This is a genomic window from Paracoccus sp. S4493, from assembly GCF_000967735.1.
GTDB classification, from domain to species: Bacteria; Pseudomonadota; Alphaproteobacteria; order Rhodobacterales; family Rhodobacteraceae; genus Paracoccus; species Paracoccus marcusii.
The window spans coordinates 1-25,602 of sequence record NZ_JXYF01000008.1; the positions used below are offsets into that span (position 1 = coordinate 1).

Sequence of the window (25,602 nt, forward strand, 5' to 3'; positions counted from 1 at the left end):
AGGCCCGCCAGGAGGCTGCCCGCGAGGCCGAGGCCTTGGCCCGCGCCCGCATCCGCGAGGAGACCGAGCAGAGCCCCGACCAGCTGCGCGCGGGCCTGGGCGAGGTCGACCTGACCGCCCCCGTCGACCGGCTGGAACAGGAGATCGCCCGCCTGCGCGGCGCGCGCGAGGCCCTGGGCGCGGTCAACCTGCGCGCCGACGAGGACAAGCGCGCCCTGGAGGCCGAACGCGACGGGCTGGCCGCCGAGAAGACCGACCTGGAGGAGGCGATCCGCAAGCTGCGCGCCGGGATCGGCAGCCTGAACCGCGAGGGGCGCGAGCGCCTTCTGGCCGCGTTCGAGACGGTGAACGCTAATTTCGCCACCCTGTTCACGACGCTGTTCGGGGGCGGCGAGGCGCGCCTGGTGATGGTCGAATCCGACGACCCGCTGGATGCGGGGCTGGAGATCATGTGCCAGCCGCCCGGCAAGCGGCTGTCGACGCTGAGCCTTTTGTCCGGGGGCGAACAGACGCTGACCGCGATGGCGCTGATCTTTGCGGTGTTCTTGGCCAATCCCGCGCCGATCTGCGTGCTGGACGAGGTCGACGCGCCACTGGACGATGCCAATGTCAGCCGATTCTGCGATCTTCTGGACGAGATGACCCGCCGGACCGACACGCGGTTCCTGATCATCACCCACCATGCGGTGACGATGGGCCGGATGGACCGGCTGTTCGGCGTCACCATGGTCGAGCAGGGCGTCAGCCAGCTGGTCAGCGTGGACCTGAAACGCGCCGAGGCTCTGGTCGCCTGACGCGACCCGCGCTAGGGTCCGGGCGAAACCAAGCGAGGATCCCATGAGCGTCGAACAGACCCTGGCCGAAAAAGGCATCACCCTTCCCGCAGCACCCATGCCGGCGGCGAACTATGTCCCCTTCGTGCAGACCGGCAACTTGGTCTTCATCTCGGGGCAGATCAGCGCGGACGACAATGGGCTGATCACCGGCAAGCTGGGCGACACGACCAGCCTGGAGGACGGTGCCGCCGCCGCGCGCCGCTGCGGGCTGGCGCTGATCGCGCAGCTGAAGGCCGCGATCGGCAACCTGGACCGCGTGACGCGGGTGGTCAAGCTGACCGGTTTTGTGAACTCGACCCCTGACTTCACCGATCAGCCCAAGGTCATCAACGGCTGTTCCGACCTGATGGTCGAGGTCTTCGGAGAGGCCGGGCGTCATTCGCGCGCCGCGGTGTCCGCGCCCTCGCTGCCCTTCGGCGTCGCGGTCGAGATCGAAGCCGTCTTCGAGGTCCGCTGATGCTGGACCCGCGCTTTCTGACCGTGCCGATCACCCATCGCGGCCTGCATGGCGCGGGGGTCCCCGAGAACAGCCTGGCCGCCGCCCGCGCCGCGATCGAGGCGGGCTACGGCATCGAATGCGACATCCAGCCCGGCCCGGACGGAGAGCCGCTGGTCTTTCACGACTATCGGCTGAAGCGGCTGACCGGGGCTGAGGGCGTGATCGGCGCGACCGACGCGCAGACGCTGGCCGGTCTGCGCCTCTTGGGCACGGACGAGCCGGTGCCGACGCTGGCCCGGTTCCTTGACCTGGTCGCGGGCCAGGTGCCGCTGCTGATCGAGATCAAGGACCAGGACGGCGCCTGCGGGCCAGATGTCGGCCCGCTGTCCACGCGCGTGGCCAAGGTGCTGGCAGGCTATGACGGGCCGGTGGCGGTCATGTCCTTCAACCCGCACATGATCGCGGCCTTCCGCGCCGCGGCTCCGGACGTGCCGGTGGGCCTGACCACCTGCGCCTTTCCCGAGGGCGACTGGCCGCAGGTCGCGCCCGCCCGACGCGAGGAGCTGGCGCAGATCCGCGATTTCGATGCGGTGGGGGCGTGCTTCATCTCGCATGACAAGGGCGATCTGGACAATCCGCGCGTCGATGCGCTGCGCGCGCAGGGCGTTCCGGTGCTGACCTGGACCATCCGCAGCGCCGCCGAGGAAGAGGCCGCCCGTCGCGTCGCCATGAACATCACCTTCGAAGGCTATCGCGCGGCGATCTGACGCCATTTCGCTGCATAAATACCCAAGGGGCGCCGACCTGCGGCGCCCCGCGACACCGGCGGGTCCTGACAAGCCGCGCCCCGCACCCTATCTTCCGGGGCATGACCGACATGATGACCCTGACCACCCATCCCTCGATCGCCGCAATCGACCCAGAGGTCTGGGACGCTCTGGGCGACGGCAATCCCTTTACCACGCACCGCTTCCTGTCCGCGCTGGAGCAGTCCCGATCCGTGGGCACCGGCACGGGGTGGCAGCCGCTGCACCTGACGCTGGAGCGCGACGGGCAGACCGTCGCCGCGGCGCCGCTTTATGCCAAGTCGCACAGCCAGGGCGAATACATCTTCGACCATGCCTGGGCGCAGGCCTATACGCGGGCGGGCGGGCGCTATTATCCCAAGCTGCAATGCGCGGTACCCTTCACCCCCGCCACCGGCGCGCGCCTGCTGGCCCGCGACGACGAGGCCCGCGTGGGCCTTCTGGCGGGTCTGATGCAGGTGGCCGAGCGGCTGGACGTGTCGGGGGCGCATGTCACCTTCTGCACCGAGCACGAGGCCGATCTGGGCGAGGCGGCGGGGTTCCTGCCGCGCGTGACGCAGCAGTATCATTGGCTGAACCGCGGCTATGCCAGCTATGACGATTTCCTGGGGGCGCTGTCCTCGCGCAAGCGCAAGGATCTGCGCAAGGAGCGCGCCCGCGCGCAGGCGTTCGGCGGCACGATCCGGCACCTGACCGGCGACGACCTGAGGCCGCATCACTGGGACTCGTTCTGGGAATTCTATCAGGACACCGGGGCGCGCAAATGGGGGCAGCCCTATCTGACGCGGGCCTTCTTCGACCGCATCCAGGACACGATGCGCGACGACATCCTGCTGGTGCTGGCGGAGGTCGACGGCCGGCCCATCGCGGGGGCGCTGAACTTCCTGGGGCCGGACGCGATCTATGGCCGCTACTGGGGTTGCGTGGCCGACCACGCCTTTTTGCATTTCGAGCTGTGCTATCACCAGGCCATCGACCATGCGATCGCGCATGGGCTCGGCCGGGTCGAGGCGGGGGCACAGGGGGATCACAAGCTGGCGCGGGGATATGAGCCGGTGCCGATCCATTCGCTGCACTGGGTGCGCGATCCGGGCTTCCTGCGCGCGCTGGAAAACTATCTGGATCAGGAACGCGACGCGATGGGCGCCGAGATCGAGGCGCTGGCCGAGTTCACCCCCTTCCGCAAGGGCGATCCGTCGCCGTGAGTGGGCCCTTGCGTCCCGCGAAGGGCCGGGGGGCCAGCCCCCCGGACCCCCCGGTGTCGTGCCATGGGTCTGCGGTCAGACCTTTTCCAGCAGGGCCTCTCCGGCACTGACGCTGCAGGTGCCGGGGCTGTCCTCGACATCCATCGATTTGACCACGCCGTCCTGGACATAGGCCGCAAAGCGCTTGCAGCGGCCGAAGAAGCCGACCGGAGGGGCGGTGAAGTCCAGGCCGAGGGCCTTGGTCATGCTGCCGTCGGCATCGGCCAGGACCTCGATCCCGGCCTCGGTCGCGCCGGTCTGATCGGCCCAGGCCTTGGCCACGAAGGGATCGTTCACGGTGATGCAGACGATGCGCGACACGCCCTTGGCGCGGAACGCGTCGGCGCTGCGCACGAAGCTGGGCATATGCGCGTTCGTGCAGGTGCCGGTGAAGGCGCCCGGCAGGCCGAACAGGGCGACCTTGCCCTGCATCAGGTCGGCGGTGTCGACGGTCTCGGGGCCGGCCTCGCTCACGCGCAGCAATTGGCCCTGGGGCAGCTTGTCCCCGGCGGTGATGGTCATCGCATTCTCCTGAATTGCAACGGATTCGCGGCGACTATAGGGTGCCTCCGGTGAACAGACCAGAGAGGCGGCAGATGCGCATCGTGATCGTGGGCGGGGGGCAGGCGGCAGCGTCGATGGCGGCGCGGCTGCGGGCCAAGGGCCACGAGGGGCCGCTGACCGTGATCGGAAACGAGCCCGCCGCCCCCTATCAGCGCCCGCCCTTGTCCAAGGCCTATCTGCTGGGCCAGATGGGGCTGGACCGCCTGACGCTGCGCGCGCCCGAATGGTGGCGCGACCAGGGGATCGCGCTGCACCTGTCGGAAACCGCGCTGTCCATCGACAGGGCGGGGCAGGTCCTGACGACCGATCGGGGCACGTATTCCTATGACGCGCTGGCGCTGACCACGGGCGCGGCGCCGCGGCGCCTGCCCGCGGCGATGGGCGGCGACCTGCCCGGCACGCATGTGATCCGCAGCCTGGCCGATGTCGACGCGCTGGCGCCGCAGATGCGCGAGGGGCGGCGCCTGGTGGTGATCGGCGGCGGATATATCGGACTGGAGGCGGCGGCGGTCGCGCGCAAGCTGGGCCTGGAGGTCACGCTGATCGAGGCGGCACCGCGCATCCTGGGCCGCGTCGCGGCCGCCCAGACCGCGGACCTGGTCCGCGCGCTGCACCGGGCGCATGGCGTCACCATCCTGGAAGGCACGGGGATTAGCCGGATCACCGGAGACGACCGGGCGACCGGGGTCGCGTTGACCGACGGCCGGCAGATCGAGGCGGATCTGGTGATCATGGGCATCGGCGTGCTGCCGGAAACCGCGCTTGCCGGCGCGGCGGGGCTGGATCTGGACAACGGCATCGCGACCGACCTGCACGGCCGCACGTCGGATCCGTTGATCTGGGCCGCAGGCGATTGCGCCAGCACGCCCTGGCAGGGCGGGCGGCTGCGGCTGGAAAGCGTGGGCGGGGCGATCGACATGGCGGAATGCGTGGCCGACAACGTGCTGGGGCTGACGCGGGACTATGTGCCCAAGGCATGGTTCTGGTCGGACCAGTTCGATGCCAAGCTGCAGATCGCGGGTCTGAATGCGGGCCATGATCAGGTCGTCACGCGGGCGGGGCAGGGCGATCACGCCGCATCGGTCTGGTATTACCGGCAGGGGACCCTGATCGCGGTCGATGCGCTGAACAACGCCCGCGCCTACATGATCGGCAAGCGCCTGATTGAGGGCGGGATCAGTCCGGACCCGGCGGTGATCTCCACCGTCGCGGACCTCAAGGCGCTGATGGCATGACCGGGTCCTGTTCGCAGGTCGGCCCAGGGGGGTGCGGGGGGCAGGATGCCCCCCGCCGTCACCGCGGGACGCCATCATGAGGATCGTCGGCGGCACGCTGCGCGGCCTGAAGCTGGCAGACCTGGGCGCAGGCGATCCGGCGGCGCATCTGCGCCCCACGACCGATCGCGTCCGCGAGGCGATCTTCAACCTGCTGATCAACGGCACGCACGGCAATCCGCTGCCGGCGGCGCGCGTGCTGGACCTGTTCGCCGGGACCGGGGCGCTGGGGCTGGAGGCGTTGTCGCGCGGTGCGGCCCACGCGACCCTGGTCGACGACGGCGCCCGCGCCCATGCCCTGATGCGGCAGAACATCACCAAGGCCAGGGTGCAGGACAAAGCCAGCCTGCTGCGCCGCGATGCGACCAAGCTGGGGCGGCATGCGGGGCCGACGTTCGACGTCGTGTTCCTTGATCCGCCCTATGGCCAGGGACGCGGAGAGATCGCACTGGCCTCTGCCATGCAGGGCGACTGGATCGGCGCGGGGGCATGGATCATCTGGGAGGAATCGCGCCCGCCGATGCTGCCCGCTGGAGTCACGCTGCTGGACCGGCGCAGCTATGGCGATACGGTGGTGACCTTGGCGCGCGTCGCAGGCAACGAAGCTGCGTAAAAGCCACCTTTTGGTGTCGTATCCAACCTGAGGCGAACGCCCGTCATCTGCACGCAGTCGCACCGGTCCGAACGGTCGACCGCCGCGCGTGGCGCCTGACGGCGCCGGGCCGTTCGGTGGCGCCGGGCCTGCCTTCGGCGGCCCGGCGCGTCAGTGCCTGCCGCCGTCGGCGGTTCCTGCCGAACGGGCGATGCTGGCCGCTGCCGCCTCCAATGCGCCGGTGCCGTGCGGGATGCCAAGGGCGGTCAGCCCGGCCTCGATCGCGCCGAGCGTGCCCAGCAGGACGCCCGCGTTGGTGTGGCCCATATGCGCGATGCGCAGCGCACCCGACGGGTCGGGCGCGCCAAGGCCCACGCCCAGTGTCACCCCGCATTCGTGCGTCACCCAAGCCCGCAGCGCGTCGGCCCCGGGCAGCGTCACCGCGGTCACCGAACAGGCCCGGGCGGCGGGATCGGCCACCGACAGGCGGATGTCGCCGCCGACCGACCAGGCGTCGACCGCGGCCCAGGTGGCGCGGGCCAGGCGGTCGTGGCGCGCCCAGGTGGCCTCCAGCCCCTCTTCGTCCAGGATCATCGTCAGCGCCTCGGACAGGGCGAAGATGTGCTGGACGGGCGGCGTGCCGCCCCACCAGCGCCACAGCGCGTCCGACCCCGCGCGCAGGTGCCAGTCCCACCACGGTGACGTCAGCGACGTCCGCCCGCGCGCCGCCGCCCGGTCGGAAAACCACACGAAGACCGTGCCGGGCGGGCACATCAACCCCTTCTGGCTGGCGGCGATCAGCACGTCGACGCCCCAGTCGTCCATCCGCATCGGCGCGCAGCCGAGGGACGCGATGGCATCCACCACCAGCAGCGCCGGGTGATCGCCCATCGCCGCCCGGATCGCGCGGATGTCGGCCAGGGTCGCGCTGGCCGTGTCGGTCTGGCACACCATCACGGCGCGGATGCGGCCCTGCGGGTCCTGGGCCAGACGAGCCGCCAGGCGCGCGGGATCGGGGGCAAGCGCGCCGAAGTCCAGCCGCTCGACCGTGACGCCCAGACCTTGGGTCATCTCGGCCCAGGACCGGCCGAAATGGCCGCTGGTCAGCACCAGCGCCAGGTCGCCGGGGGCGAACATGTTGGCCGACGCCGCCTCCCAGCCGGCATGGCCGTTGCCGATATAGGGCGCCAGGTTTGCCCGCGTCCCCGCCAGGCGCTTCAGCTGCGCCATGACCTGCAGGTTCACCTGCGCCAGATCGTCGGCATAGATGTCGGGCGAGGCGCGGTGCGCCGCGTTCAGCACGCGGGCCGGCACCGGCGAGGGTCCGGGAATGGCAATCAGGTCGGGTCCGTGGGCAAGGCTCATCGCAAGCGTTCCTTCACATCGTGCAAGATCGGTACGGCCACACCCCGTCCGCGTCAACGGGGGGTGGCCTTGTGGCGCAAGGTCGGAAAGGGGTATGGCTGGGCGTGATCGAAAAGGGCGCCCGCGCCCGCGACCGAAAGGCCCGACAGACACGTGGACCCGCGCCAGGACAGCCCCTCCCGATTGATTGCCGCCGCGACGCGCGGCGCGACCGTGCCGCCCGCCCCGGATGCGTCCAAGGTGCCGGGCCTGCTGCGGCGGCTGTGGGACGACTATCTGCGCCAGCACTGGGGCAAGATGGCGCTGGCCTTCTTCCTGATGACGCTGGAGGGATCCACGCTGGCGCTGATCAGCTGGATGCTGAAGCCGCTGTTCGACCTGGTCTTCATCGGCAAGCAGCCGGGTGCGATCTGGTGGGTGGGGGCGGCGATCTTCGGCATCTTCCTGCTGCGCGCGGTCACGCTTGTGGCCAGCCGGGCCCTGTTGACGACGATCTCGCTGGCGGTGTCCACGACCATGCAGACGCAGCTGCTGGCGCATATCCTGACGCTGGACAGCCGCTTTTTCCGAGACAATTCGCCCGGCGCGATGATCGAGCGGATCCAGGGCGACACGATGGCGGTCCAGGGGGTCTGGGCCACGCTGATCACGGGGGCCACGCGCGACGCCATCAGCCTGGTGATGCTGTTCGGGGTGGCGCTGAGCATCGATCCGATCTGGACGCTGGGGGCGCTGGTGGGCGCGCCGATCCTGATCATGCCTGCCGCGATGGTGCAGAGATACATCCGCCGCAAGGTGCGCCAGAACCGCGTGAACGCCAGCCTGCGCGCCACCCGGCTGGACGAGGTGCTGCACGGCATCGCCTCGATCCGGCTGAACCGGGCCGAGGCGGACCAGACCGCCCGCTTTGCGGCCATCGTGTCCCGCATCCGCGCATCCGAGACAAAGGTCGCGGCGACATCCAGCGTGATCCCGGCACTGACCGACGTGGTGACGGGCATCGGCTTCGTCGCGGTGCTGGCGCTGGGCGGAAACCAGGTGATGGACGGTGATCGCAGCGTCGGCGACTTCATGGCGTTCTTCACCGCGCTGGCGCTGGCGTTCCAGCCGATGCGCCGCCTTGGCGGGATCGCCGGCGTCTGGCAGACCGCCGCCGCCAGCCTGGAGCGCATCTATCACGTCTTCGACACCCGTCCGACGGTCGTGTCCGGCCCGCGCACCGCGCCGCCCGACACGACCGAGATCGTTCTGGACGACGTCTGGCTGTCCTATGACGGGCAGGTCGTGCTGCACGGGCTGTCCTTCACCGCCAAGGCCGGCCAGACCACCGCGCTGGTCGGCCCGTCGGGGGCGGGCAAGTCCACGGTCTTCAACCTGCTGACCCGGATGGTCGACCCGGACCGCGGCTTGGTCAGCCTGGGTGGTGCGCCGGTCAGCGACTATGACCTGGGCGTGCTGCGCGACCAGTATTCGACCGTGGCCCAGGAATCGGCCCTGTTCGACGAGAGCCTGCGCGACAACATCCTGATGGGCCGCCCCGACGCATCCGATGCCGACCTGCAGGCCGCGCTGAAGGCCGCGAATGTCAGCAACTTCCTGGACGATGGCCGCACGCTGGACAGCCCCGTGGGCCCGCGCGGGTCGGCCCTGTCGGGCGGACAGCGCCAGCGCGTGGCGATCGCCCGGGCCCTGCTGCGCGATGCACCCGTGCTGCTGCTGGACGAGGCGACCAGCGCCCTGGACACGGCCAGCGAACGTCTGGTCCAGGATGCGCTGGACCACCTGTCGCGCGGACGCACCACGCTGGTCATCGCCCACCGCCTGTCGACGATCCGCAACGCCGACAAGATCGTCGTGCTGGAATCGGGACGGGTTGTCGAACAGGGCAGCCATGACCAGTTGATGGCCAAGGGCGGCGCCTATGCCCGCCTTGTCGCGCTGCAATTCGGAGACAATGAATGACCCGCCAGATCATCCGCCTGACCGGCGAGGACCGCCTGCCTTTCCTGCAGGGGCTGGTGACCAACGATGTGGCCCGCGCCCCGATCTGGACCGCGATCCTGACGCCGCAGGGCAAGTACCTGGCCGATTTCCTGGTCGTGCCCGACGGCGACGCGCTGCTGATCGACGTCGATGCGCGCTTGGCCGACGACCTGCTGCGCCGCCTGTCGATGTACAAGCTGCGCAGCAAGGTCGCGTTGGACCTTGTGGACATGCCCGTGGCACGCGGCACCGGTCCCGCGCCGGAGGGTGCCGTGGCCGACCCGCGGCATCCGGCCCTGGGCTGGCGGCATTACGGCGCGGCGGGGGATGACGGCACGGATTGGGACGCCATCCGCGTCGCGCATTGCATCCCCGAGACATTGGTCGAGCTGATCCCGAACGACACCTATATCCTGGAAGCCGGGTTCGAGCGTCTGCACGGCGTGGATTTCCGCAAGGGCTGCTATGTCGGTCAAGAGGTCACCGCGCGGATGAAGCACAAGACCGAGTTGCGCAAGGGCCTGACGACGCTGCGGATCGAGGGTGCGGCCCCTGTCGGCACGCCGCTCACCGCCGAGGGACGAGAGGTCGGCGCGGTCTTCACCCAGTCTGGCGGGCAGGCCATCGCCCATGTCCGCCACGACCGCGTGGCCCCCGAGATGCAGGCCGGCGAGGCGCGGCTGTTCCCGCTGTGACCGACCCCGCGCCGGGGCCGCGCAAGATCATCCATATCGACATGGATGCCTTCTTTGCCTCGGTCGAACAGCGCGATTTTCCGGAACTGCGCGGCAAGCCGGTGGCCGTGGGCGGGTCTGCCGCGCGGGGTGTCGTGGCCGCCGCCAGCTATGAGGCGCGGGTGTTCGGGGTGCGGTCCGCCATGCCGTCAGTGACGGCGGCCCGGTTGTGCCCCGACCTGATCTTCGTGCGGCACCGGTTCGACGTCTACAAGCAGGTCAGCCAGCAGATCCGCGACATCTTCCTGGACTACACCCCCCTGGTCGAGCCTTTGTCCCTGGACGAGGCCTATCTGGACGTGACCGATTACCTTGACGGGCGCACCGCGACCAAGATCGCGTCCCAGATCCGCGCCCGCATCCGCGAGACCACGGGCCTGACCGCCAGCGCGGGCGTCAGCTACAACAAATTCCTGGCCAAGCTGGCATCCGACCAGAACAAGCCCGACGGTCTGTGCGTGATCACGCCAGAACAGGGGCCGGGCTTCGTGCTGTCCTTGCCGGTGGGCAAGTTCCACGGCGTGGGGCCCGCGACGGCGGCCAAGATGCAGGCGATGGGCATCGCCACCGGGGCCGACCTGCATGCGCAGGACCTGGATTTCCTGCTTCGGCGGTTCGGCAAGTCGGGGCGGTACTACTGGAACATCGCGCGGGGCATCGACCACCGCCGGGTCAGCCCCGACCGCATCCGCAAGTCCGTGGGGGCGGAAAACACCTATTCCGCCGACATCATGGCGCTGGACGCCGCGCAGGAGGCGCTGGAGCCTTTGGCCGCCAAGGTCTGGTCCGCCGTAGCGCGCCACGACCTGCGCGGGCGGACCGTGACGCTGAAGGTCAAGTTCAGCGATTTCCAGCAGATCACGCGCGCCCGCAGCCTGGGTCATGCGGTGGCCTCGCAGGACGAGCTGCTGTCCATCGCGCGCGATCTGGCGGCGGGCGTGCTGCCCGATCCGCGCGGCGCGCGCCTGCTGGGCGTGACGCTGTCGGGGTTCGAGGCCCCCGATGACGGCCCCGCTCAGCTGTCGCTGTTCGATTAGCGCCAACGCACCCACCGGCCCGGACCCTGCGCCGCCAGGATCAGCAGGCCCCCCGCCACGGCCCAATTCTTGACCACGATGGTGACCTGCCACGGGTCGGCGCGCAGCTGCCAGTGAAACCAGCTGGTGCCGATGCAATAGACCGCCAGCAGCAGCGCCCAGGTCCGCACGCGCGGTCCCAGGATCAGGCAGATGCCCGCGACCAGGTTGAAGGCCGCGACCGGCCAGACCAGTACGCCGGGCAGGCCCAGGCTTTCGATCATGCGGATGACCTGCGTCGGGTCGCCGACTTTCTGAAGCGCGCCGCCGATGAACAGGATCGCGATCAGCAGGCGGCCCGTCAGGTTCAGGGCGCTGTTCATGCGCGGGTCGCGAACCAGTCCTCGGGAACCCAGGCAAAGGCGTCGCCGCGCGCCTCGACATGGCCGATGCCGGGAAAGGGCAGGTGCGTGCCCGCCACCGCGATCCGGTCGGCGGTGACCATCTGCAGCAGGTTGCGCCGGGTGGTGGCGGCCTGTCCTGCGTCGGTGTCGAAGGCAACGCCGGCATCCGGGTGGCGGAACTGCAACGCGGCCAAGGCGGCGGCATCGCCCAGGATGATCATCTGTGCGTCGCCATCCGACAGGCGCAGGCCGCTGTGGCCCGGCGTGTGGCCGGGCAGGGCCATCGTGGTGATGCCGCCGCCCAGGTCCGCCTCTCCGGCAAAGGTCTGGACGCGGTCGCCATAGGCGTCGCGGACCCCGCGGGCCAGCGCGAAAAAGGGCTGGACATCGGCGGGCGCGGCGCTGGCCGTCGCCTCGTCGGTCCAGAAGGCCAGCTCGTCCTCGTTGACGTGCAGCGCGGCATTGGCAAAGACCGCGCCCGCATCGCCCACCAGTCCGCCCGCATGGTCGGGATGCAGGTGCGTCATCACGATCCGGGTGATCTGGTCGGGCGTCACGCCCAGTGCCGCAAGCGAGGCCGCCAGATGCCCGGTGGTGGGACCGAAGGCCGACCCGCCGCCCGCATCGACCAGCGTCAGCTGATCGCCCTGGCGGATCAGATGCACGCTGACCGGCACGCGGATCGGTTGTTCGGGGTCCAGATAGGCGGCACGCAGGGCCGCGCCATAGGCCGCATCGTCCAGGTTGACGACCAGATCCTTGGCGAAATCGAAATGCCCGTCGGCGATGGTGGTGACGGTGGTGTTGCCCAGGGTGCGGGTATGGACGGTCGGCAGAAAGGCCGGGATCGCGGCGGCGGCCGGTTCCTGGGCAAAGACCAGGCCGCGGCCCAGGAACGGCATCGCGACGGCGGCGCCCGCGGCGGTCAGCATCAAGTGGCGGCGGGACAGGACGGTCACGGGCATCTCCTTTTTCGGGGTTTGTGCGATCTTTCCCGCGAAGCGATGCCCGGCACCACGCCCCATCACCGCGTTCACGCAAAGGTGAGAACGCGACGCGCCCCGCAGGGGGCCTGCGGGGCGCGCATGTCAGGTCGGGCCGTGGATCAGGCGCGTTCGCTGTATTCGAACATCTCGGTGTTGACGACGATCGCCTCGCCCTCGCCCACGAAGGGCGGGATCATGATGCGCACGCCGTTGTCCAGGATCGCCGGCTTGTAGCTGTTGGCGGCGGTCTGGCCCTTCACGACCGGCTCGGTCTCGGCGACGGTGCAGGTGACCTTCTGCGGGATCGAGACCGACAGGGCCTCCTCGCCGTAATATTCGATGGTGGCGGTCATGCCGTCCTGCAGGAAGGGGCGGCGGTCGCCCAAGAGGTCGGCGTCCAGTTCGGTCTGCTCGAAGGTCTCGCTGTCCATGAAGACTAGCTTGCCGTCGGATTCGTACAGGAACTGCTGGTCCTTCTGGTCCAGGCGGACGCGCTCGACCTTGTCCTCTGACCGGAAACGCTCGTTCAGCTTGCGACCGTCGCGCAGGTTCTTCAGTTCGACCTGGGCAAAGGCGCCGCCCTTGCCGGGCTTGACGTGGTTCACCTTGACGGCGCCCCACAGGCCCCCGTCATGTTCCAGGATGTTGCCGGGGCGGATTTCATTGCCGTTGATCTTGGGCATGGGATGGGTCTCGTGCGTTTGCGGAAATTTCGGGCCGTCCTGGCATTGCCAGCCGTTGAACGACAATTCTGGCCCCCTATATCGAGCGCTGCGGCATCAGGCAACCAGAACGGAACTGCGGCGTTGTCAAGGTGCCAACAAGATCATCGCCACGTCACTGGCGCAGTGGGGTCACGATTTTTCCCGCAATTTGCGCGACATGCAGTAAGGACATGGCAGACATGCGAGTGAAGGGATACCGAATCGGCGGGCCGAACGGCTAAGGCAGCAGGCACCGTCAGAGAAGCGGATTCAAGAAACAGGGGAAACGTCAAGTTTTCCCATAAGGCCCTGACTCCCGATCGGGGCCGCAAGAGAATGGACGAAAACAAGATGCGCGATTTTGTCGACGGCTCGGCCTTCAATTTCGAACAGGGCCAGCGTGCCCGCAAGCTGTTTGCAGCGGTGGTGCTGGCAGCCTTGGATGATGCCATTGCGGATGACAAGAAATACGGCAACGGCCCCGAACAGATCGCCCGTTGGGCGCGCTCGCGCGATGGACGCGAGGTGCTGTCCTGCGCCGGGATCGACCCGAACGAGCGTGTGGTCAAGGGCCTGATGGAATTTGTGTCCAAGGGCGTGCGCACCTCGGTCGCGCTGTCGCGCGAGGAGAGCGAGCGCCGTATGGCCGCCGAGGCCGAGGAAGCCGAAGCCGCCTGAAACCTGCGCGCATCGACGATCAGGGCCGCCCGCTTGGGCGGCCTCTTTTGTTACAGCCGCGTCACGACGCGCTGTGAATAGAAATGGCGGACGTCGGCGGCGTTGCACAACTCGGTCGCGGGCGTCATGACCGCCGCCGAGGCGGCCGCCGCGCCAAGGGCCAGCGCCTCCTGCATGGGCCAGTCGCGCGCCGCAGCCAGCACGAAGCCCGCGACGAAGCTGTCGCCCGCGCCCACGGCGCTGACCACGCGCACCGGCGCCGCCGCGGCATGCCAGGCGCCGTCGGGTCCGGCGATGACCGACCCGTCCGCGCCGCGCGCCACGATCACCGATTTCGCCGCCCCGTTGCGCACCAGCCCCGCCGCGAATTCGGCGCTGTCGCTGCGCAGGGGCAGGGGGCGTCCCGCCAGGCCCTCGGCCTCGTGGCTGTCCATGCGCAGCACGTCGACGGGAATGGACGACCCCGCCAAGGCGCGCAGCGCGTCCCCCGAGGTGTCCACCAGCAGCCGCGCCCGCCCATCCTTGAGCCTGACGGTCAGCATCTGTTCGAACCCCGGCGCGATGCCCGGCGGGTTCGACCCCGACACGACCACCCAGCCCCCGGCCAGCGCGGCCTCGGCGATGGCGGCGATGGTGCTGGCCAGCTGGGTCATGTGCCATTCGGGGCCGGGCATGACGAACCGGTACTGCCCGCCCGTCGCGCGGTCGGTGACGGCCAGCGACTGGCGGGTTTCGCCCGGCGCGGTCAGGCGCAGCACCTTGAGCCCCGCCGCCTTCAGCATGTCGGCCATGCGCTGGCCCGTCGCGCCGCCCAGGGCCACCATCGCGGTCGATTGGCCGCCGATGATCTTGATCGCCCGGCTGACATTGATGCCGCCGCCGCCCGGATCGACGATCGGCTTGTCGCAGCGCAGCTTGAGGTCGGGCACGACGCTGTCGGCGGCGGTCGACAGGTCCAGCGCCGGGTTCAGCGTGACGGTCAGGATGGGGGCCTGACCGCTCATCTCATTCCCACCAGCGGTCGATGGTGGCGATGTCGTCGTCGGACCAGCCGAAATGATGCGCCATCTCGTGCGTGACGATATGGGTGACCAGATCGCCCAGGGTCACGTCGCCACGCGACGCCCATTCGTCCATGATCGGGCGGCGGTACAGCCAGATGATGTCCGGCCCGCCCGGCTGGTCGCTGATCGATTTCTCGGTCACGGGGATGCCGTCATAGATGCCGGTCAGGTCGAACGCGTCATCGATCTGCAACTCGTCCAGCACGTCCTCGGGGGCGAATTCGGCGACGCGGATGGCGACCTGGGCCGCGGCTTCGCGGAATTCGGGGGGCAGGGTGGTCATGGCGTGCCGGGCCATGGCCTCGATCTCGGCCGCGTCGGGGGCCGTGCGGCCGTTCCAGTCACTCATTCCAGCGCCTCCTGCATGGTCCCCCCGATATGGACAAAAATGCCCGGCTGTGAAAGAGCAACAGCAACAGGAGACGCCCCATGACCATCACCCGTTTCGCGCCCTCGCCCACCGGCCATATCCACGTCGGCAACCTGCGCACCGCGCTGTTCAACTATCTGATCGCCCGCAAGGCCGGCGGCACCTTCATCCTGCGCCTGGACGACACTGACCAGGAACGCAGCAAACAGGAATATGTCGACGGCATCCAGCGCGACCTGGACTGGCTGGGCCTGCACTGGGACCGGGTCGAGCGGCAGTCCCTGCGCATGGACCGCTATCGCGCCGAGGCCGACGCGCTGCGCGCCTCAGGCCGCCTCTACGAAGTCTTCGAGACCCCGGTCGAGCTGGACCTGAAGCGCAAGAAGCTTTTGAACATGGGCAAGCCACCGGTCTATGACCGCACCGGTCTGTCGCTGTCGGATGCCGACAAGGATCGCCTGCGTGCTGAGGGGCGCGAGGGATACTGGCGTTTCCTGCTGGACCAGAGCCGGATCGAATGGACAGACGGCATCCTGGGCGACATCTCGATCGACGCCACATCCGTCAGCGATCCGGTGCTGATCCGGGCCGACGGCCAGGTGCTGTACACCTTTGCCAGCAGCGTGGACGACACCGACATGGGCGTGACCCATATCGTGCGCGGGTCGGACCATGTGACCAACACCGCCACCCAGATCCAGATCATCCAGGCCATCGGCGGCACGCCCCCGGCCTTTGCCCATCACAGCCTGCTGACCGGCGCCAAGGGCGAGGAACTGTCCAAGCGCATCGGCGCCCTGTCGCTCAAGGACCTGCGCGAGGCGGGCGTGGCCCCCGAGGCGCTGATCGCGCTGATGGCGCGGTTGGGGTCGGGCGTGCCGGTCGCGCTGGCCTCGCTGGACGAGTTGGCAGAGGCCTTCGATCTGGGCCAGTTCGGCGCATCGCCCACCAAGTTCGATGCCGAGGATCTGTGGCCGCTGACGCGCGAACGCAACCAGGCGCTGCCCTTCGCGGCGGTGGCCGACCGCATCGCGGCCTTGGGCGTGCCGGACGATCAGGCCGAACGCTTCTGGCGCGTGGCGTCCCAGAATATCACGCGCCTGGACGACCTGGGCGACTGGTGGCGGATCTTCAGCGAGGGTGCAGAGCCCCAGATCGACCCCGAGGATGCCGACTTCATCGCGAAGGCCATGACCCTGCTGCCTGCGGGCCCCTTCACAGACGCGACCTGGGGCGAATGGACCGCGGCGGTCAAGGAGGCCACGGGCCGCAAGGGCAAGGGCTTGTTCATGCCGCTGCGCAAGGCCGTGACCGGCCAGGCGCATGGCCCGGACATGTCCGACGTCATGCCCCTGCTGCAGGTCGTCAAGGCGCGTCCCTGACCCATCCACTCCACGATCCGAACGGGTCCGGCCAAAGCCGGACCCGTTCGCGTTGACGGCATCGAATGGTGCGTCCCGCACCAATGCCGGGCGCAGTGCCTGACAGGCGATGCGCGCTAAATACAATCCGAAAATATTATGCCGCCGATACCTGCACCGTAATTGTCGGTGAATTGCGGATCATCATCTTGGTATTGTCGTGGCTGATGCGCATTCTAAAAAGTGCGCGCTGTTCATTGGAAAATTTGAGCGTCATCCACTGTCGTTCTGATTTCACTCCTTCCGCCTGCCAGTCGTTATCAGCGCCTGCCATTAGAAAAGGCGCTGACAACCACCGGACAGTCGTGGGCCAGGGGCGGTCAGCGCAGCAAGACCGCGATGTCGACTGATTCCGAAGGAAATTGCCGCGCAGTATCGTGCTTTGGCTGAATGTGGGGCGCTTGGGTATAAACACCCGAACGCGGGCGTTTCGGCGAAAAGGAACCACCTGTATAATTGGACAGGCATCTGAATATTCAACCCACTGTAATGACACTTAACTAAACCCTGAATTGCGTTACTGCCCAATTCTCGCCTTAAATTGCCGCTTTTATCGGCAGCAGAGGGCGTTCATCTTGCGCGACAATCAGTCACAAGTGAATTGGATCGCACAGTATGCGTATCAGCGATAAGCGCACCGCGCCGGCCGACGGCAACCGCTTCGGCCGTGACGACCCCGTTTCCCAGGGTTCTGCAAAATCGTCCCGTCGCCTGCTTCAGGCGCTGACGGCCGGCGTCGCGGCCTTCGGCAGTTCCGTTGCGGCCTATGCAGGCGGTTACGTGGCGCCCATCGTGGAATTCACCCCCGCCGCCACGCCCGTCGCGGCCGTTGGCAATGCGCCCAATTACTGGCTGGCGCTGATCCCGCTTGCCCTGCTGTATCTGGGAACGCGCGGCGGCGACGATGTCGGATCCAACCCGCCGCAGAACATCGGCGGTCCGTGCTTTTGCGAAGGCACGCTGATCCTGGCGGACAACGCATGGGTCACGGTCGAGACCATCCAGGCCGGCGACATCGTCACCACCTCCAAGGGGCCGCAGCGCGTCCTGTCGGTCGGATCATGGCAGCCGACGCAGTTCCGCGACCGTCCCAGCATCGTCGCCGGCGTTCGTCTTTCGGCCAATCATGGCGTGCAGGTCGACGGCTTCAACGTCGAGGCCGGCGCGGTCAGCAGCAAACGCGGTCTGATCGACGGCCGCAGCTATTTCCATATCCTGGTCGAGGATCACAGCTGGCTCTCGGTCAAGGCCGATGATGCCGGGACCGTGCTGGTGGCAGAAACACTGCTGTTGACCAAGGATCTGAAGCTGGCCAAGGACTTTCCGCATCTGGTCGATCACCATGCCGCGAACCCGGTCGCCCCGCGCCTGTCGCGGGCGGACGCCCTGCCTGCGGCGGCCTGACACCGGATTCGGACCCATCCCATGCAATAGACCATGCCCCGCACGATGGCGGGGCATGGTTCATTCCTTGGCGTCTGACCGTCAGGGCATCGTGGGCAGGGCAAAGCCGTGGATGGTCATCCGGCTTTCGCGGGCATAGTCCTCGGTGGTCCAGCCGGCCCAGGCGGCATGACGTTCGATCGTCGTCAGCGTCGCCATTCTCGTCGTGAGGTCCCAGATGAAGCCGGACGCCATGTCGGCATGGCGCACCGTCTCGAACACCTTGCCGTCGATCGAGAAGACGCAGCGGTCGGCGAACAGCTCGAACTCCAGGCGCTGCGGCACGCCCGGCTTGAACTCGCCCAGCGCCAGCGTGCGGCGGTCGGACGATGCACGGCCACCCCCGGTGCGGGGCATGTGGACGGCCGGCGCCCAGCCGATCACACCGTTGCGCTTGACCAGTTCGAAATCAAGCTCCTTGCCGTTGTCCGCGTGGGTAAAGAAGGCATTGACGGCGCTGCTGGTGTGGCTGGTGACCACCGCGCCCCACTTGCCGATGGCGGCGGACGGGCGGTTCAGCTGCATCGCACCGTTCCGCCACTGGCCCCCCTCCATCGCTGCGCTGATCGAGACGGACTTGTCGGTGTTGTAGGTGACGCGGGCCGGCGTGCCCAGGCTGCCGCCCACGCCGTTGCCCCGGTCGCCCCCGGCCCAGTTCGGCAGGAAGATGTTGATGCCCCCCGCGCTGCTCCAGTCAAAGGACAGCGCGCGGTCGATGGTAAAGTCCTGAACGGCGCGATAGCCCGTGGGCAGCAGCGGCGCGACCGGCGCGGGCTGGACAGGTGCCGGCTGCACGGGTGCAGGCTGGACCGGCGCAGGAGCCGGGGTGACGGGCGCGGGTTGTGCTGGGGTCGGCGCGGGGGTGGGCGTCGGCGTGACCGGTGCGGGCGTAACCGGTGCCGGCTGAACGGGTGCGGGCGTCACGGCTGGCTGCGCAGCCAGATAGGCTTGCAGGTCCGTGGTCGTGGCCAGCAGGGCCGCCAAGACGTCGGTCAGTTTCTTGCGATCGCTCATGTTCGGTTCTTGGGGCGTCGGAGTCGGGGTGGGAGTAGGCGTCGGGGTCGGCGTTGGAGTAGGAGTAGGGGTTGGCGTTGGTGCCGGCGTCGGGGTTGGAGTGGGTGTAGGCGCCGGGGTCGGCGTAGGAGTAGGAGTAGGAGTCGGCGTGGGTGTCGGTGTCGGAGTGGGAGTAGGTGCCGGAGTAGGAGTCGGAGTGGGCGTCGGGACCACCACTGGTTCCATCAGCGCCGCGACCGCGGTCCAGGCCGGGTTGCGGTCGCCCAGCCAGCGCTGCAGGCCGTGGCAGACATTCGCGTCCGGCAACCGGCATTCGACCGACATCGCCATCGGCCCGTCGAACCCTTGGGTCCGCAGCGCGACGATGGTGGCGGTATAGACCGCGCCCATCTGCGCACTGACCGAGAACGCATGCAGGAACGCCTGCGTGGCGGTGGTGCCTCCGACGCCGTTCAGATGGTTGCCGACCTCGTAGGCGCCCAGTTCCATGCCATACTTCGTCGCCTCGGTCCGATAATGCCGCCACTTGGGGGTCAGCGCCCTGACGGTCCGATCGGCCGCCCAGTTCGCGCCCGTCAGCATCTGGTCGCGCATCCGGTCGAATGCCGCGCTTTGCGACAGGGTCGTGCGCCAGCCGTCGATCTGGGCCACGCGCGCGCCATAGGCCATGCCGCCGTCGACTTGGGCATGCACGGTCAGCATGTCGATCACCGAATGCGGCGCGACATAGGTCGGCAGTCCCCGTGTCCCGCTGCGGTCCCGCCACAGCGGGGCGACCAGGATGTCGGCCTCGCCGCCGACCCAATCGGCCTGGTGCTGAACCACGGTGTGCAGTCGGGTGTCGTTGCCCCAGACCGCGCGCCAGGCCTGCGCCATCTGGGTGGCGCGCATGCCGTACCAGTTGCGGAACTCGGACCCCGTGGCGGTGCCAAAGGCCAGGCGGCCCTGCTCGGCGCAGTAATGCGCCTGGGGCGTGCCAGAAAAGTCCCAGGTCTTGGTGCTGTATTCGACATAGACGTGCCGCGGCGCGGGCATCAGCGTCCGGATCAGCGTGGCACACTGGCGGAAATGATCATCGGTGGCCGCGGTCGGAAGGCACAGCCACATGTCCGCGCCGACCTGGTTGCACAGCGCGGCCATCCACTCGTAGGGCACGAAGCGGTGAAAGATCTCGTCGGTCGGCAGGGCGCGGCTAGCCCAGTTGGTGATCCGCAGACCACCCTGGTCCGCGCTGGTCAGGATGCCGACCCATTCGTCGAACCGCAGCGCGCCAAAGCCGCGAACCGTGTCCAGATACTGGTTGCGAAAGATCGCGCCGCGGTCGGCGTCGGGCCAGTCGTCCCGGTGGTTCAGGCGGATGTTGCGGATCTGCCCGCCGGCAGGGTCAATGGTCCGGACGATGATGTCGACCCAGCTGGACCCGTTCGCGGTGAAGTCGAAATAGATTTCGTTCGGCAGGGACCGGTTGATGTTCGTGCCGCCGATGACGTCGATCGTGCAGGTCCCCTGCCAGCGCAGGCGCCAGCGGCCGGTCCCGCCGGCCTGGGCCGGCATGTTGTGGAAGACGCGGGTCCGAAAGCCCCCCGAGTTCGGCGGGATCGAGATCAGCCGCCCACCGGCGGTCATGTGCCCTGCGGCCACCAGCGCGTCCCATTGCAGGCCGCCCCGGTCCGACTGCCACGACCAGGCCTGCTTGAACGCGTTGACGAATGGGCGGGAGCTTTCGCTGTTGATGACCCCGAGGCGGGCCGCGATCTTTCCGGTCGGCATGGTGACGTCTCCGATCTGCGCTGTTTGCAGGGCTCGTTACACAGCCTTTGCGGTAATACTTCCTTAACCATGCGGGCGTTGCCTGTGCCGAGTCGCCGGCAACGGATCCGCAACGGTCAAGGGGAGGACCGGGCGCTGTACGGTCGCGCGTCGCGCCAGCCTCCGCACGGCCAAGCGAACGTTGCGGTACCTGCCGGGCGGATCGCGGACCCATTCCCGCCATCGCGCGTTCGGATGAGGGCTGCACATAAGCAGGCCGACAAGGAGTTAACGATGACCCATGCAACACTGACCCTGGAAGACGGCCCCGAACTGTCGGGAGAGATCGTCGATACCGGTGGCGATTATATTCGGATCCGCACCACGACCGAGATGACGCAGGATCAGCTGGCACAATATGCCGAAGGCCTGATCGAGATCGACGGCAAGATGCAGAAGGTGATGCTGGAAAGCGCGATCCCGCTTCCCGATGACGAGGAGGTCATCGAACTGACAATGCGCCGCTTCACGCCGTCGGCCTGACGGCGGAAGATGGGGCGCCATTTCGCCTGATGCGCAAGATGTCGCAGGGTCACAGATACCTTACTTGCCGGCATCCGTCGAAGCGTGGTGAATGCATTCCGTGCAAATTGTTAATGATCGATCCTTTACACCCCGCCACGTGATTTGACGCAACAACTGGAGAGATATCGTTGGCCCGACTGTTTACCGAGGATGAATTGCGCCTGATCGATGACGCGCTGTCGTCCTATCAGCATAACAGCGCCTATCGCACGGTCCGTGCAAAGGTTGCAGCGCTTGTGGCGGAAGATCAGCGCGACCGGATAGTCGTGATCCCCCTACCCAAGGTTCGGCATCCCTGATCATGCTATGCCGGCGTACATTAAGCCCTGCTAAAATATACTGTGCAATACATTCAGAGGGAACTTGTGTAAGGTAATTGGGTAACGGCAACAGACCAGGCGATAGGATCAAAATAACAGTTTTTAAATGGTAAACGGGACTCACTAAATTTTTTCCGTTCTTACTTATATGTTCAGCTGTAAAAAGGGTTGGTGGCAGTTTAGTTATATTTTTATAGAATTTCTGATCATTGCGGCTTTGCTTGTCGATAAATTTTTAAAACCATTGCTCTCATTTTAAATAATTAATAATTAGTCCTGGTGCGATTATATTTTTAAAAATCTTGACTTTAAAAGTCATGCTTATCTAATTGAGCGACGCGATGTTTAATAGCCGAGTTGGCGCTGCTAATCTATCTAAGTATAATGATTTATGCATGGTTTTGTCATGGATTATGTTGGTGCGTGCTACTTAAGGGGTTCCTCAGCTTGATGGTAATGTGTGGCGCCATGTCGATCGTTAGACTTACTTTTCCTCTTTGTCGCTGTGGATTGGAAATCAGGCTTTGCTTTCGTGCGTATACTGCATAATAAAGATTTCTGTTTTATTTATTGTATCTTGAGCCGCGGTGAAATGTGTCGCTTCCGCCGGCTCCGCTACACAAATTCTGCAAGGGATTTATCTTATGAACCCAGCTTGGTAACTGGGCTACATGAGCAACCCGACACCCCCAGTTTACAGGACCAGGAACTGGCCGGCCTGCAATGAAGCGCCCAAGCGCCGTAGTTCGCTACGATCTGGTTCGACCCCAAGGTGAACCGGGATGCCGCGCCATCAGGCAAGTGTGACCGCCAATAGGTCTACGGCGATACCGTCATCCATACTTGTCTGACGATGAAGGATCTGTTCGACATGGCATTACGGCAGATCGAGCCATCGAAACGACACTGGTCCGAGTGATCTTGGCGAGTGGCTTCTTCTAGAGCCTGTTGCATCTCATGGGTTCTAATTGAGCTATGCCGGAGTTCGGCACGCTATTGCGCAGCCAGAGGACGATGGCCTTGGATAGCCCATATCGTAGCCCCAACGGCCCGCTACACCTGATGATCGATAGCACGGCGTCAAGGTCGAGGGTGAGGGCGAGTGGAGCCCACGCAAGCATGGGGAGGATTACCGGTCCAAGCGGCGGGTCTGGCGCAAGGGATATCTTGAAATCGCTGAGCAAACGCTGGAGGTTCGGGCCGTCGAGGTCACTTGGAGTCATACCGGTGATGCCCCGGTGCTGCCGGATCTGCTTAACCAGATCCCGGCGGACAAGGCCATCGGAAGCATCACTACAGATGGTGCTTTCGATACCCGTGAATGCCACAACGCCATCCCTGACCGCGGGGCGAATGCCGTCATCCCCCCTGCAAAAACGTTAAGCCGTGGAAGGCTGTTTCTTCGGGTGCCGGACCCAGAAGCCAGGCCCGGCGAGCTTCGAAATACCTCAGCCGCGCGATCTGGCGAAACTGAACTAAATATTACCGGATATTACCGGCGAAGCCGCATCGAGACCAAGATGAACTGTGCTAAATTGCTGGGTCAATGCCTCATGGCACGGGACTTCGACCAACAGGGGTTGTGATAAAAATCCAATACAGTCGTTTATCTTGGTTCAGGCGAGAACGAGCAGAGTTCCAATCAAGCTGTTAACAGATCTATTGTTCGTTCCTCTCGCCTAGTCGCACATCGACTTATTCAGACGCAACTGTCTATGGATCGGTTCCTGTTATTTACGCGCAATGAACGGTCTCCTTAGCTAGCCTTAGCTGAACCAGCTATATCCCTCACTGTCAGTAAGCGCCCGACCTTCAATCGAGCGCTTTTGTTATCGCCTAACCCTATGTGAATTGTATCAGGCCCAAGATCGCGACTGGCAAATCCAAGAGTCTATCTAACTAACTGGTGGTTATGGTGACCCCGACAGGACTTGAACCTGTAACCTGCCCCTTAGGAGGGGGCTGCTCTATCCAGTTGAGCCACGGGGCCTGCCGGGCATGCATACTCAAATCGGGGGGCGCTTGGCAAGCGGCGGCAGGGGCGGTTGTGGGCCGGTCTGTCCTTCGCTAACATCGGCCATCCACAGATCGGAACGCCCCATGCTGCCCATTCGACCGCGCCGCCCCCTGACCCTCAGAGACGTCTCCGAGGCGTCGGGCGTCTCGGAGATGACCGTCAGCCGGGTCCTGCGCAACCGGGGCGACGTGTCGGCGGCCACGCGTGAAAAGGTGCTGACCGCGGCCAAGACGCTTGGCTATGTTCCCAACAAGATCGCGGGCGGACTGGCCAGCCAGCGGGTCAACCTGGTCGCCGTGGTCATCCCGTCGCTGTCGAACCTGGTCTTTCCCGACGTGTTGGGCGGCATTTCGGCGGAGCTGGACGATACCGGCCTGCAGCCGGTGATCGGTGTCACCAACTATTCCCCCGCGCGCGAGGAGATGGTGCTGTACGACATGCTGTCCTGGCGGCCCTCGGGCGTGATCCTGGCGGGGCTGGAGCACAGCAAGGCCGCCCGCGCGATGCTGCAGAATTCCGGCTTGCCGGTAGTCGAGATCATGGATGTCGACGGCGAGGGGATCGACACGCTGGTCGGCATCTCTCATATCCGCGCCGGGCGCGAGATGGCCGACCGCATCCTGGCGGCGGGCTATCGCCGCATCGGTTTCGTGGGCACCCACATGCCCGAGGATCACCGCGCCCGCAAACGTCTACTGGGCTTCGAGGAGGGGCTGGCCGCCGCCGGCGTCCAGCTGGAGGCGCGCGAGTACTATCAGGGCGGATCGTCCCTGCTGAAGGGGCGCGAGCTGACCGAGCGCATCCTGACGCGCGCACCGGACCTGGATTTCCTGTATTTCTCGAACGACATGATCGGGGCAGGGGGGCTGCTGCACTGCATCGACCGCGGCTATGACGTGCCCGGCAGGCTGGGGCTGGCGGGGTTCAACGGCGTTGACCTGCTGGACGGGCTGCCGATGCGCCTGGCCACCACGGATGCACGGCGCGTCGATGTCGGGCGGCGCGCGGCGCGGCTGGTGTCGGGCAAGGACGCGGCGCCCGACAACCGCATCATCGCGCTGACCCCGACCTTTCTGCCCGGCGACACGATCCGCGACATCCCCGCCTGACGTCCCGCCTTGTGGGCCGCCCCCGCGCGGCCTATTTGTGGGCGATGCGTATTCCCGTCGTCTCCCGCCTGCTGTCCCGCAAGCCCCGCGTCGCGGTCATCCGCCTGTCCGGCACCATCGGTGGTGCGGGGCGCGGCGGCGGCCTGAACGATGCGGCCCTTGCCCCCGTGATCGAACGCGCGTTCCGGCGCGGCAAGCCCCTGGCCGTGGCGCTGATCATCAATTCGCCGGGCGGGTCGCCCGTGCAGTCGTCGTTGATCGCGGCGCGCATCCGCAGGCTGGCGGATGAGACCGACATCCCCGTCCATGCCTTCGTCGAGGATGTTGCCGCATCGGGCGGCTATTGGCTGGCTTGCGCCGCCGACGACATCTGGGCGGACGAAAGCTCGATCCTTGGGTCGATCGGGGTGATCTCGGCCGGGTTCGGGTTCGACCAGCTGATCCAGCGATGGGGCATCGAACGCCGCGTCCACACGGCCGGCACGTCGAAATCGACGCTGGACCCGTTCCGCCCGCAGGATCCCGACGACGTGGCCCGCCTGCACGCGATCCTGGAACCGATCCACCAGGCGTTCAAGGACCATGTCCGCGCCCGTCGCGGCACCCGCCTGAACGCCGAACGCGACCTGTTCACCGGAGAGTTCTGGGCAGGGCTGGAATCCGTGCGCCTGGGGCTGGCCGACGGCATCGCCCATCCGGTCCCGCGGCTCAAGGCGCTGTACGGCGACAAGATCCGCTTCGAGGTGCACGGCATGCGCCGGCCGCTGCTGCGCCGCCTTGGCCTGTCCGCCGACCTTCTGATGGACGCGGCCGAGGATCGCGCCGCCTTCCAGCGGTTCGGCACCCGCGGATGATGCTGCGCATCGTCCTCCTGTTCCTGCTGGT

The 25,602-nt window shown here is 66.8% G+C and carries 24 protein-coding genes, 1 tRNA gene and 2 pseudogenes; 17 read left to right on the forward strand and 10 right to left on the reverse strand.

Annotation, left to right across the window (positions count from 1 at the left end; translation table 11 throughout):
* From TW83_RS01705 to TW83_RS01720, 4 genes and pseudogenes are all read left to right on the forward strand, one after another.
* Positions 1-794 (forward strand): annotated as a pseudogene (locus tag TW83_RS01705) (chromosome segregation protein SMC); the annotation flags it as partial.
* A gap of 43 nt (positions 795-837) precedes the next feature.
* The gene (locus tag TW83_RS01710) at positions 838-1,293 is read left to right on the forward strand and encodes a RidA family protein (protein WP_045981051.1); all 456 of its coding nucleotides are present in this window, start codon (positions 838-840) and stop codon (positions 1,291-1,293) included.
* Complete coding sequence (locus tag TW83_RS01715; RefSeq protein ID WP_045981052.1) at positions 1,293-2,042, forward strand: glycerophosphodiester phosphodiesterase family protein; 750 nt, start codon at positions 1,293-1,295, stop codon at positions 2,040-2,042. Before TW83_RS01710 ends, TW83_RS01715 begins: the two co-directional genes overlap by 1 nt.
* Positions 2,043-2,143: 101 nt before the next feature.
* Positions 2,144-3,286 (forward strand): GNAT family N-acetyltransferase, encoded by a 1,143-nt coding sequence (locus TW83_RS01720; protein WP_045981053.1) that lies wholly within the window; start codon positions 2,144-2,146, stop codon positions 3,284-3,286.
* A 75-nt stretch (positions 3,287-3,361) separates the two neighbouring features.
* Here the strand turns inward: TW83_RS01720 and TW83_RS01725 are convergent, their stop codons facing one another.
* Complete coding sequence (locus TW83_RS01725) at positions 3,362-3,847, reverse strand: peroxiredoxin (protein ID WP_045981054.1); 486 nt, start codon at positions 3,845-3,847, stop codon at positions 3,362-3,364.
* Between the two features lie 74 nt (positions 3,848-3,921).
* Between TW83_RS01725 and TW83_RS01730 the strand changes: the two genes are divergently transcribed.
* Positions 3,922-5,124 (forward strand): FAD/NAD(P)-binding oxidoreductase, encoded by a 1,203-nt coding sequence (locus TW83_RS01730; RefSeq protein WP_045981055.1) that lies wholly within the window; start codon positions 3,922-3,924, stop codon positions 5,122-5,124.
* Between the two features lie 76 nt (positions 5,125-5,200).
* A complete protein-coding gene (gene rsmD, locus TW83_RS01735) occupies positions 5,201-5,776 on the forward strand; it encodes a 16S rRNA (guanine(966)-N(2))-methyltransferase RsmD (protein ID WP_045981056.1) in 576 nt (191 codons plus the stop codon).
* A gap of 150 nt (positions 5,777-5,926) precedes the next feature.
* Here the strand turns inward: rsmD and TW83_RS01740 are convergent, their stop codons facing one another.
* Positions 5,927-7,120 carry an aminotransferase class V-fold PLP-dependent enzyme gene (locus TW83_RS01740; RefSeq protein ID WP_045981057.1) on the reverse strand — a complete coding sequence of 398 codons (1,194 nt, stop codon included), beginning with the start codon at positions 7,118-7,120 and terminating at the stop codon, positions 5,927-5,929.
* A gap of 297 nt (positions 7,121-7,417) precedes the next feature.
* Between TW83_RS01740 and TW83_RS01745 the strand changes: the two genes are divergently transcribed.
* From TW83_RS01745 to dinB, 3 genes are read left to right on the forward strand one after another with little or no spacing between them, the layout of a single operon-like run.
* On the forward strand, positions 7,418-9,082 hold the full coding sequence (locus TW83_RS01745) for an ABC transporter ATP-binding protein (protein ID WP_084697209.1): 1,665 nt from the start codon (positions 7,418-7,420) through the stop codon (positions 9,080-9,082).
* Entirely contained in the window at positions 9,079-9,798 is a 720-nt protein-coding gene (locus TW83_RS01750) for a folate-binding protein YgfZ (RefSeq protein ID WP_045981058.1), read from the forward strand. The genes TW83_RS01745 and TW83_RS01750 overlap by 4 nt, the downstream gene beginning before the upstream one ends.
* Complete coding sequence (gene dinB, locus TW83_RS01755; protein ID WP_045981059.1) at positions 9,795-10,874, forward strand: DNA polymerase IV; 1,080 nt, start codon at positions 9,795-9,797, stop codon at positions 10,872-10,874. Before TW83_RS01750 ends, dinB begins: the two co-directional genes overlap by 4 nt.
* Here dinB and TW83_RS01760 read toward each other — a convergent pair.
* The 3 genes from TW83_RS01760 to efp all read right to left on the reverse strand — a co-directional run bounded on the left by TW83_RS01760 (position 10,871) and on the right by efp (position 12,926).
* Positions 10,871-11,236: a DoxX family protein gene (locus tag TW83_RS01760; protein ID WP_045981060.1), complete on the reverse strand. Its 366-nt coding sequence runs from the start codon at positions 11,234-11,236 to the stop codon at positions 10,871-10,873. The two genes, dinB and TW83_RS01760, sit on opposite strands and share 4 nt — an antisense overlap.
* Positions 11,233-12,216, reverse strand: a complete 984-nt coding sequence (locus tag TW83_RS01765) for an MBL fold metallo-hydrolase (protein WP_239441264.1) — start codon at positions 12,214-12,216, stop codon at positions 11,233-11,235. The genes TW83_RS01760 and TW83_RS01765 overlap by 4 nt, the downstream gene beginning before the upstream one ends.
* Positions 12,217-12,362: 146 nt before the next feature.
* A complete protein-coding gene (gene efp, locus TW83_RS01770) occupies positions 12,363-12,926 on the reverse strand; it encodes an elongation factor P (protein WP_042251708.1) in 564 nt (187 codons plus the stop codon).
* A gap of 372 nt (positions 12,927-13,298) precedes the next feature.
* Here efp and TW83_RS01775 point away from each other — a divergent pair, with 372 nt between their 5' ends.
* Positions 13,299-13,625 (forward strand): DUF6280 family protein, encoded by a 327-nt coding sequence (locus TW83_RS01775; protein ID WP_042251710.1) that lies wholly within the window; start codon positions 13,299-13,301, stop codon positions 13,623-13,625.
* A gap of 50 nt (positions 13,626-13,675) precedes the next feature.
* Here the strand turns inward: TW83_RS01775 and TW83_RS01780 are convergent, their stop codons facing one another.
* Both TW83_RS01780 and TW83_RS01785 read right to left on the reverse strand, forming a co-directional pair.
* Positions 13,676-14,629, reverse strand: coding sequence for a 1-phosphofructokinase family hexose kinase (locus TW83_RS01780; RefSeq protein ID WP_045981062.1), 954 nt, complete (start codon positions 14,627-14,629; stop codon positions 13,676-13,678).
* Between the two features lies 1 nt (position 14,630).
* A complete protein-coding gene (locus tag TW83_RS01785) occupies positions 14,631-15,038 on the reverse strand; it encodes a metallopeptidase family protein (RefSeq protein WP_045981063.1) in 408 nt (135 codons plus the stop codon).
* An 80-nt stretch (positions 15,039-15,118) separates the two neighbouring features.
* Here TW83_RS01785 and gltX point away from each other — a divergent pair, with 80 nt between their 5' ends.
* Entirely contained in the window at positions 15,119-16,441 is a 1,323-nt protein-coding gene (gene gltX, locus TW83_RS01790) for a glutamate--tRNA ligase (protein ID WP_045981064.1), read from the forward strand.
* A 136-nt stretch (positions 16,442-16,577) separates the two neighbouring features.
* On the opposite strand, the gene TW83_RS20395 is transcribed toward gltX, so the two are convergent.
* Entirely contained in the window at positions 16,578-16,754 is a 177-nt protein-coding gene (locus TW83_RS20395; RefSeq protein ID WP_157001305.1) for a hypothetical protein, read from the reverse strand.
* Between the two features lie 341 nt (positions 16,755-17,095).
* Between TW83_RS20395 and TW83_RS01795 the strand changes: the two genes are divergently transcribed.
* Entirely contained in the window at positions 17,096-17,884 is a 789-nt protein-coding gene (locus TW83_RS01795) for a hypothetical protein (RefSeq protein WP_045981065.1), read from the forward strand.
* An 81-nt stretch (positions 17,885-17,965) separates the two neighbouring features.
* Here TW83_RS01795 and TW83_RS21760 read toward each other — a convergent pair whose 3' ends face one another.
* Complete coding sequence (locus TW83_RS21760; RefSeq protein ID WP_045981066.1) at positions 17,966-20,707, reverse strand: hypothetical protein; 2,742 nt, start codon at positions 20,705-20,707, stop codon at positions 17,966-17,968.
* A gap of 273 nt (positions 20,708-20,980) precedes the next feature.
* On the opposite strand from TW83_RS21760, the gene TW83_RS01805 reads away from it, so the two are divergent.
* From TW83_RS01805 to TW83_RS22230, 3 genes and pseudogenes are all read left to right on the forward strand, one after another.
* Complete coding sequence (locus tag TW83_RS01805; RefSeq protein ID WP_045981067.1) at positions 20,981-21,229, forward strand: hypothetical protein; 249 nt, start codon at positions 20,981-20,983, stop codon at positions 21,227-21,229.
* Positions 21,230-21,399: 170 nt separating this feature from the next.
* Positions 21,400-21,570 carry a hypothetical protein gene (locus TW83_RS20405; protein WP_157001307.1) on the forward strand — a complete coding sequence of 57 codons (171 nt, stop codon included), beginning with the start codon at positions 21,400-21,402 and terminating at the stop codon, positions 21,568-21,570.
* A 1,109-nt stretch (positions 21,571-22,679) separates the two neighbouring features.
* Positions 22,680-23,177, forward strand: a pseudogene (locus TW83_RS22230) (transposase); the annotation flags it as partial.
* A 327-nt stretch (positions 23,178-23,504) separates the two neighbouring features.
* Here TW83_RS22230 and TW83_RS01815 read toward each other — a convergent pair.
* Positions 23,505-23,581: transfer RNA gene (locus tag TW83_RS01815), tRNA-Arg, on the reverse strand.
* 110 nt (positions 23,582-23,691) lie between these two features.
* Here TW83_RS01815 and TW83_RS01820 point away from each other — a divergent pair.
* Together TW83_RS01820 and TW83_RS01825 are read left to right on the forward strand one after the other, a co-directional pair.
* Positions 23,692-24,717: a LacI family DNA-binding transcriptional regulator gene (locus tag TW83_RS01820; protein ID WP_045981069.1), complete on the forward strand. Its 1,026-nt coding sequence runs from the start codon at positions 23,692-23,694 to the stop codon at positions 24,715-24,717.
* Between the two features lie 44 nt (positions 24,718-24,761).
* Positions 24,762-25,571, forward strand: a complete 810-nt coding sequence (locus TW83_RS01825) for a S49 family peptidase (RefSeq protein WP_045981110.1) — start codon at positions 24,762-24,764, stop codon at positions 25,569-25,571.
* Positions 25,572-25,602: the final 31 nt, after the last annotated feature.

Excerpts from the sequence above, each read along its gene's own strand:
- TW83_RS01775 (WP_042251710.1), top strand. The coding sequence starts at position 13,299 with ATGCGCGATTTTGTCGACGGCTCGGCCTTCAATTTCGAACAGGGCCAG.
- TW83_RS01805 (WP_045981067.1), top strand. The coding sequence starts at position 20,981 with ATGACCCATGCAACACTGACCCTGGAAGACGGCCCCGAACTGTCGGGA.
- TW83_RS20395 (WP_157001305.1), bottom strand. The coding sequence starts at position 16,754 with ATGGCAGGCGCTGATAACGACTGGCAGGCGGAAGGAGTGAAATCAGAA.
- TW83_RS01825 (WP_045981110.1), top strand. The coding sequence starts at position 24,762 with ATGCGTATTCCCGTCGTCTCCCGCCTGCTGTCCCGCAAGCCCCGCGTC.
- TW83_RS01710 (WP_045981051.1), top strand. The coding sequence starts at position 838 with ATGAGCGTCGAACAGACCCTGGCCGAAAAAGGCATCACCCTTCCCGCA.
- TW83_RS01820 (WP_045981069.1), top strand. The coding sequence starts at position 23,692 with ATGCTGCCCATTCGACCGCGCCGCCCCCTGACCCTCAGAGACGTCTCC.
- rsmD (WP_045981056.1), top strand. The coding sequence starts at position 5,201 with ATGAGGATCGTCGGCGGCACGCTGCGCGGCCTGAAGCTGGCAGACCTG.
- TW83_RS01730 (WP_045981055.1), top strand. The coding sequence starts at position 3,922 with ATGCGCATCGTGATCGTGGGCGGGGGGCAGGCGGCAGCGTCGATGGCG.
- TW83_RS01795 (WP_045981065.1), top strand. The coding sequence starts at position 17,096 with ATGCGTATCAGCGATAAGCGCACCGCGCCGGCCGACGGCAACCGCTTC.
- TW83_RS01780 (WP_045981062.1), bottom strand. The coding sequence starts at position 14,629 with ATGAGCGGTCAGGCCCCCATCCTGACCGTCACGCTGAACCCGGCGCTG.
- TW83_RS01720 (WP_045981053.1), top strand. The coding sequence starts at position 2,144 with ATGACCGACATGATGACCCTGACCACCCATCCCTCGATCGCCGCAATC.
- TW83_RS01725 (WP_045981054.1), bottom strand. The coding sequence starts at position 3,847 with ATGACCATCACCGCCGGGGACAAGCTGCCCCAGGGCCAATTGCTGCGC.
- gltX (WP_045981064.1), top strand. The coding sequence starts at position 15,119 with ATGACCATCACCCGTTTCGCGCCCTCGCCCACCGGCCATATCCACGTC.
- TW83_RS01745 (WP_084697209.1), top strand. The coding sequence starts at position 7,418 with ATGGCGCTGGCCTTCTTCCTGATGACGCTGGAGGGATCCACGCTGGCG.
- TW83_RS01740 (WP_045981057.1), bottom strand. The coding sequence starts at position 7,120 with ATGAGCCTTGCCCACGGACCCGACCTGATTGCCATTCCCGGACCCTCG.
- efp (WP_042251708.1), bottom strand. The coding sequence starts at position 12,926 with ATGCCCAAGATCAACGGCAATGAAATCCGCCCCGGCAACATCCTGGAA.
- TW83_RS01715 (WP_045981052.1), top strand. The coding sequence starts at position 1,293 with ATGCTGGACCCGCGCTTTCTGACCGTGCCGATCACCCATCGCGGCCTG.
- TW83_RS01760 (WP_045981060.1), bottom strand. The coding sequence starts at position 11,236 with ATGAACAGCGCCCTGAACCTGACGGGCCGCCTGCTGATCGCGATCCTG.
- TW83_RS21760 (WP_045981066.1), bottom strand. The coding sequence starts at position 20,707 with ATGCCGACCGGAAAGATCGCGGCCCGCCTCGGGGTCATCAACAGCGAA.
- TW83_RS01750 (WP_045981058.1), top strand. The coding sequence starts at position 9,079 with ATGACCCGCCAGATCATCCGCCTGACCGGCGAGGACCGCCTGCCTTTC.
- TW83_RS01785 (WP_045981063.1), bottom strand. The coding sequence starts at position 15,038 with ATGAGTGACTGGAACGGCCGCACGGCCCCCGACGCGGCCGAGATCGAG.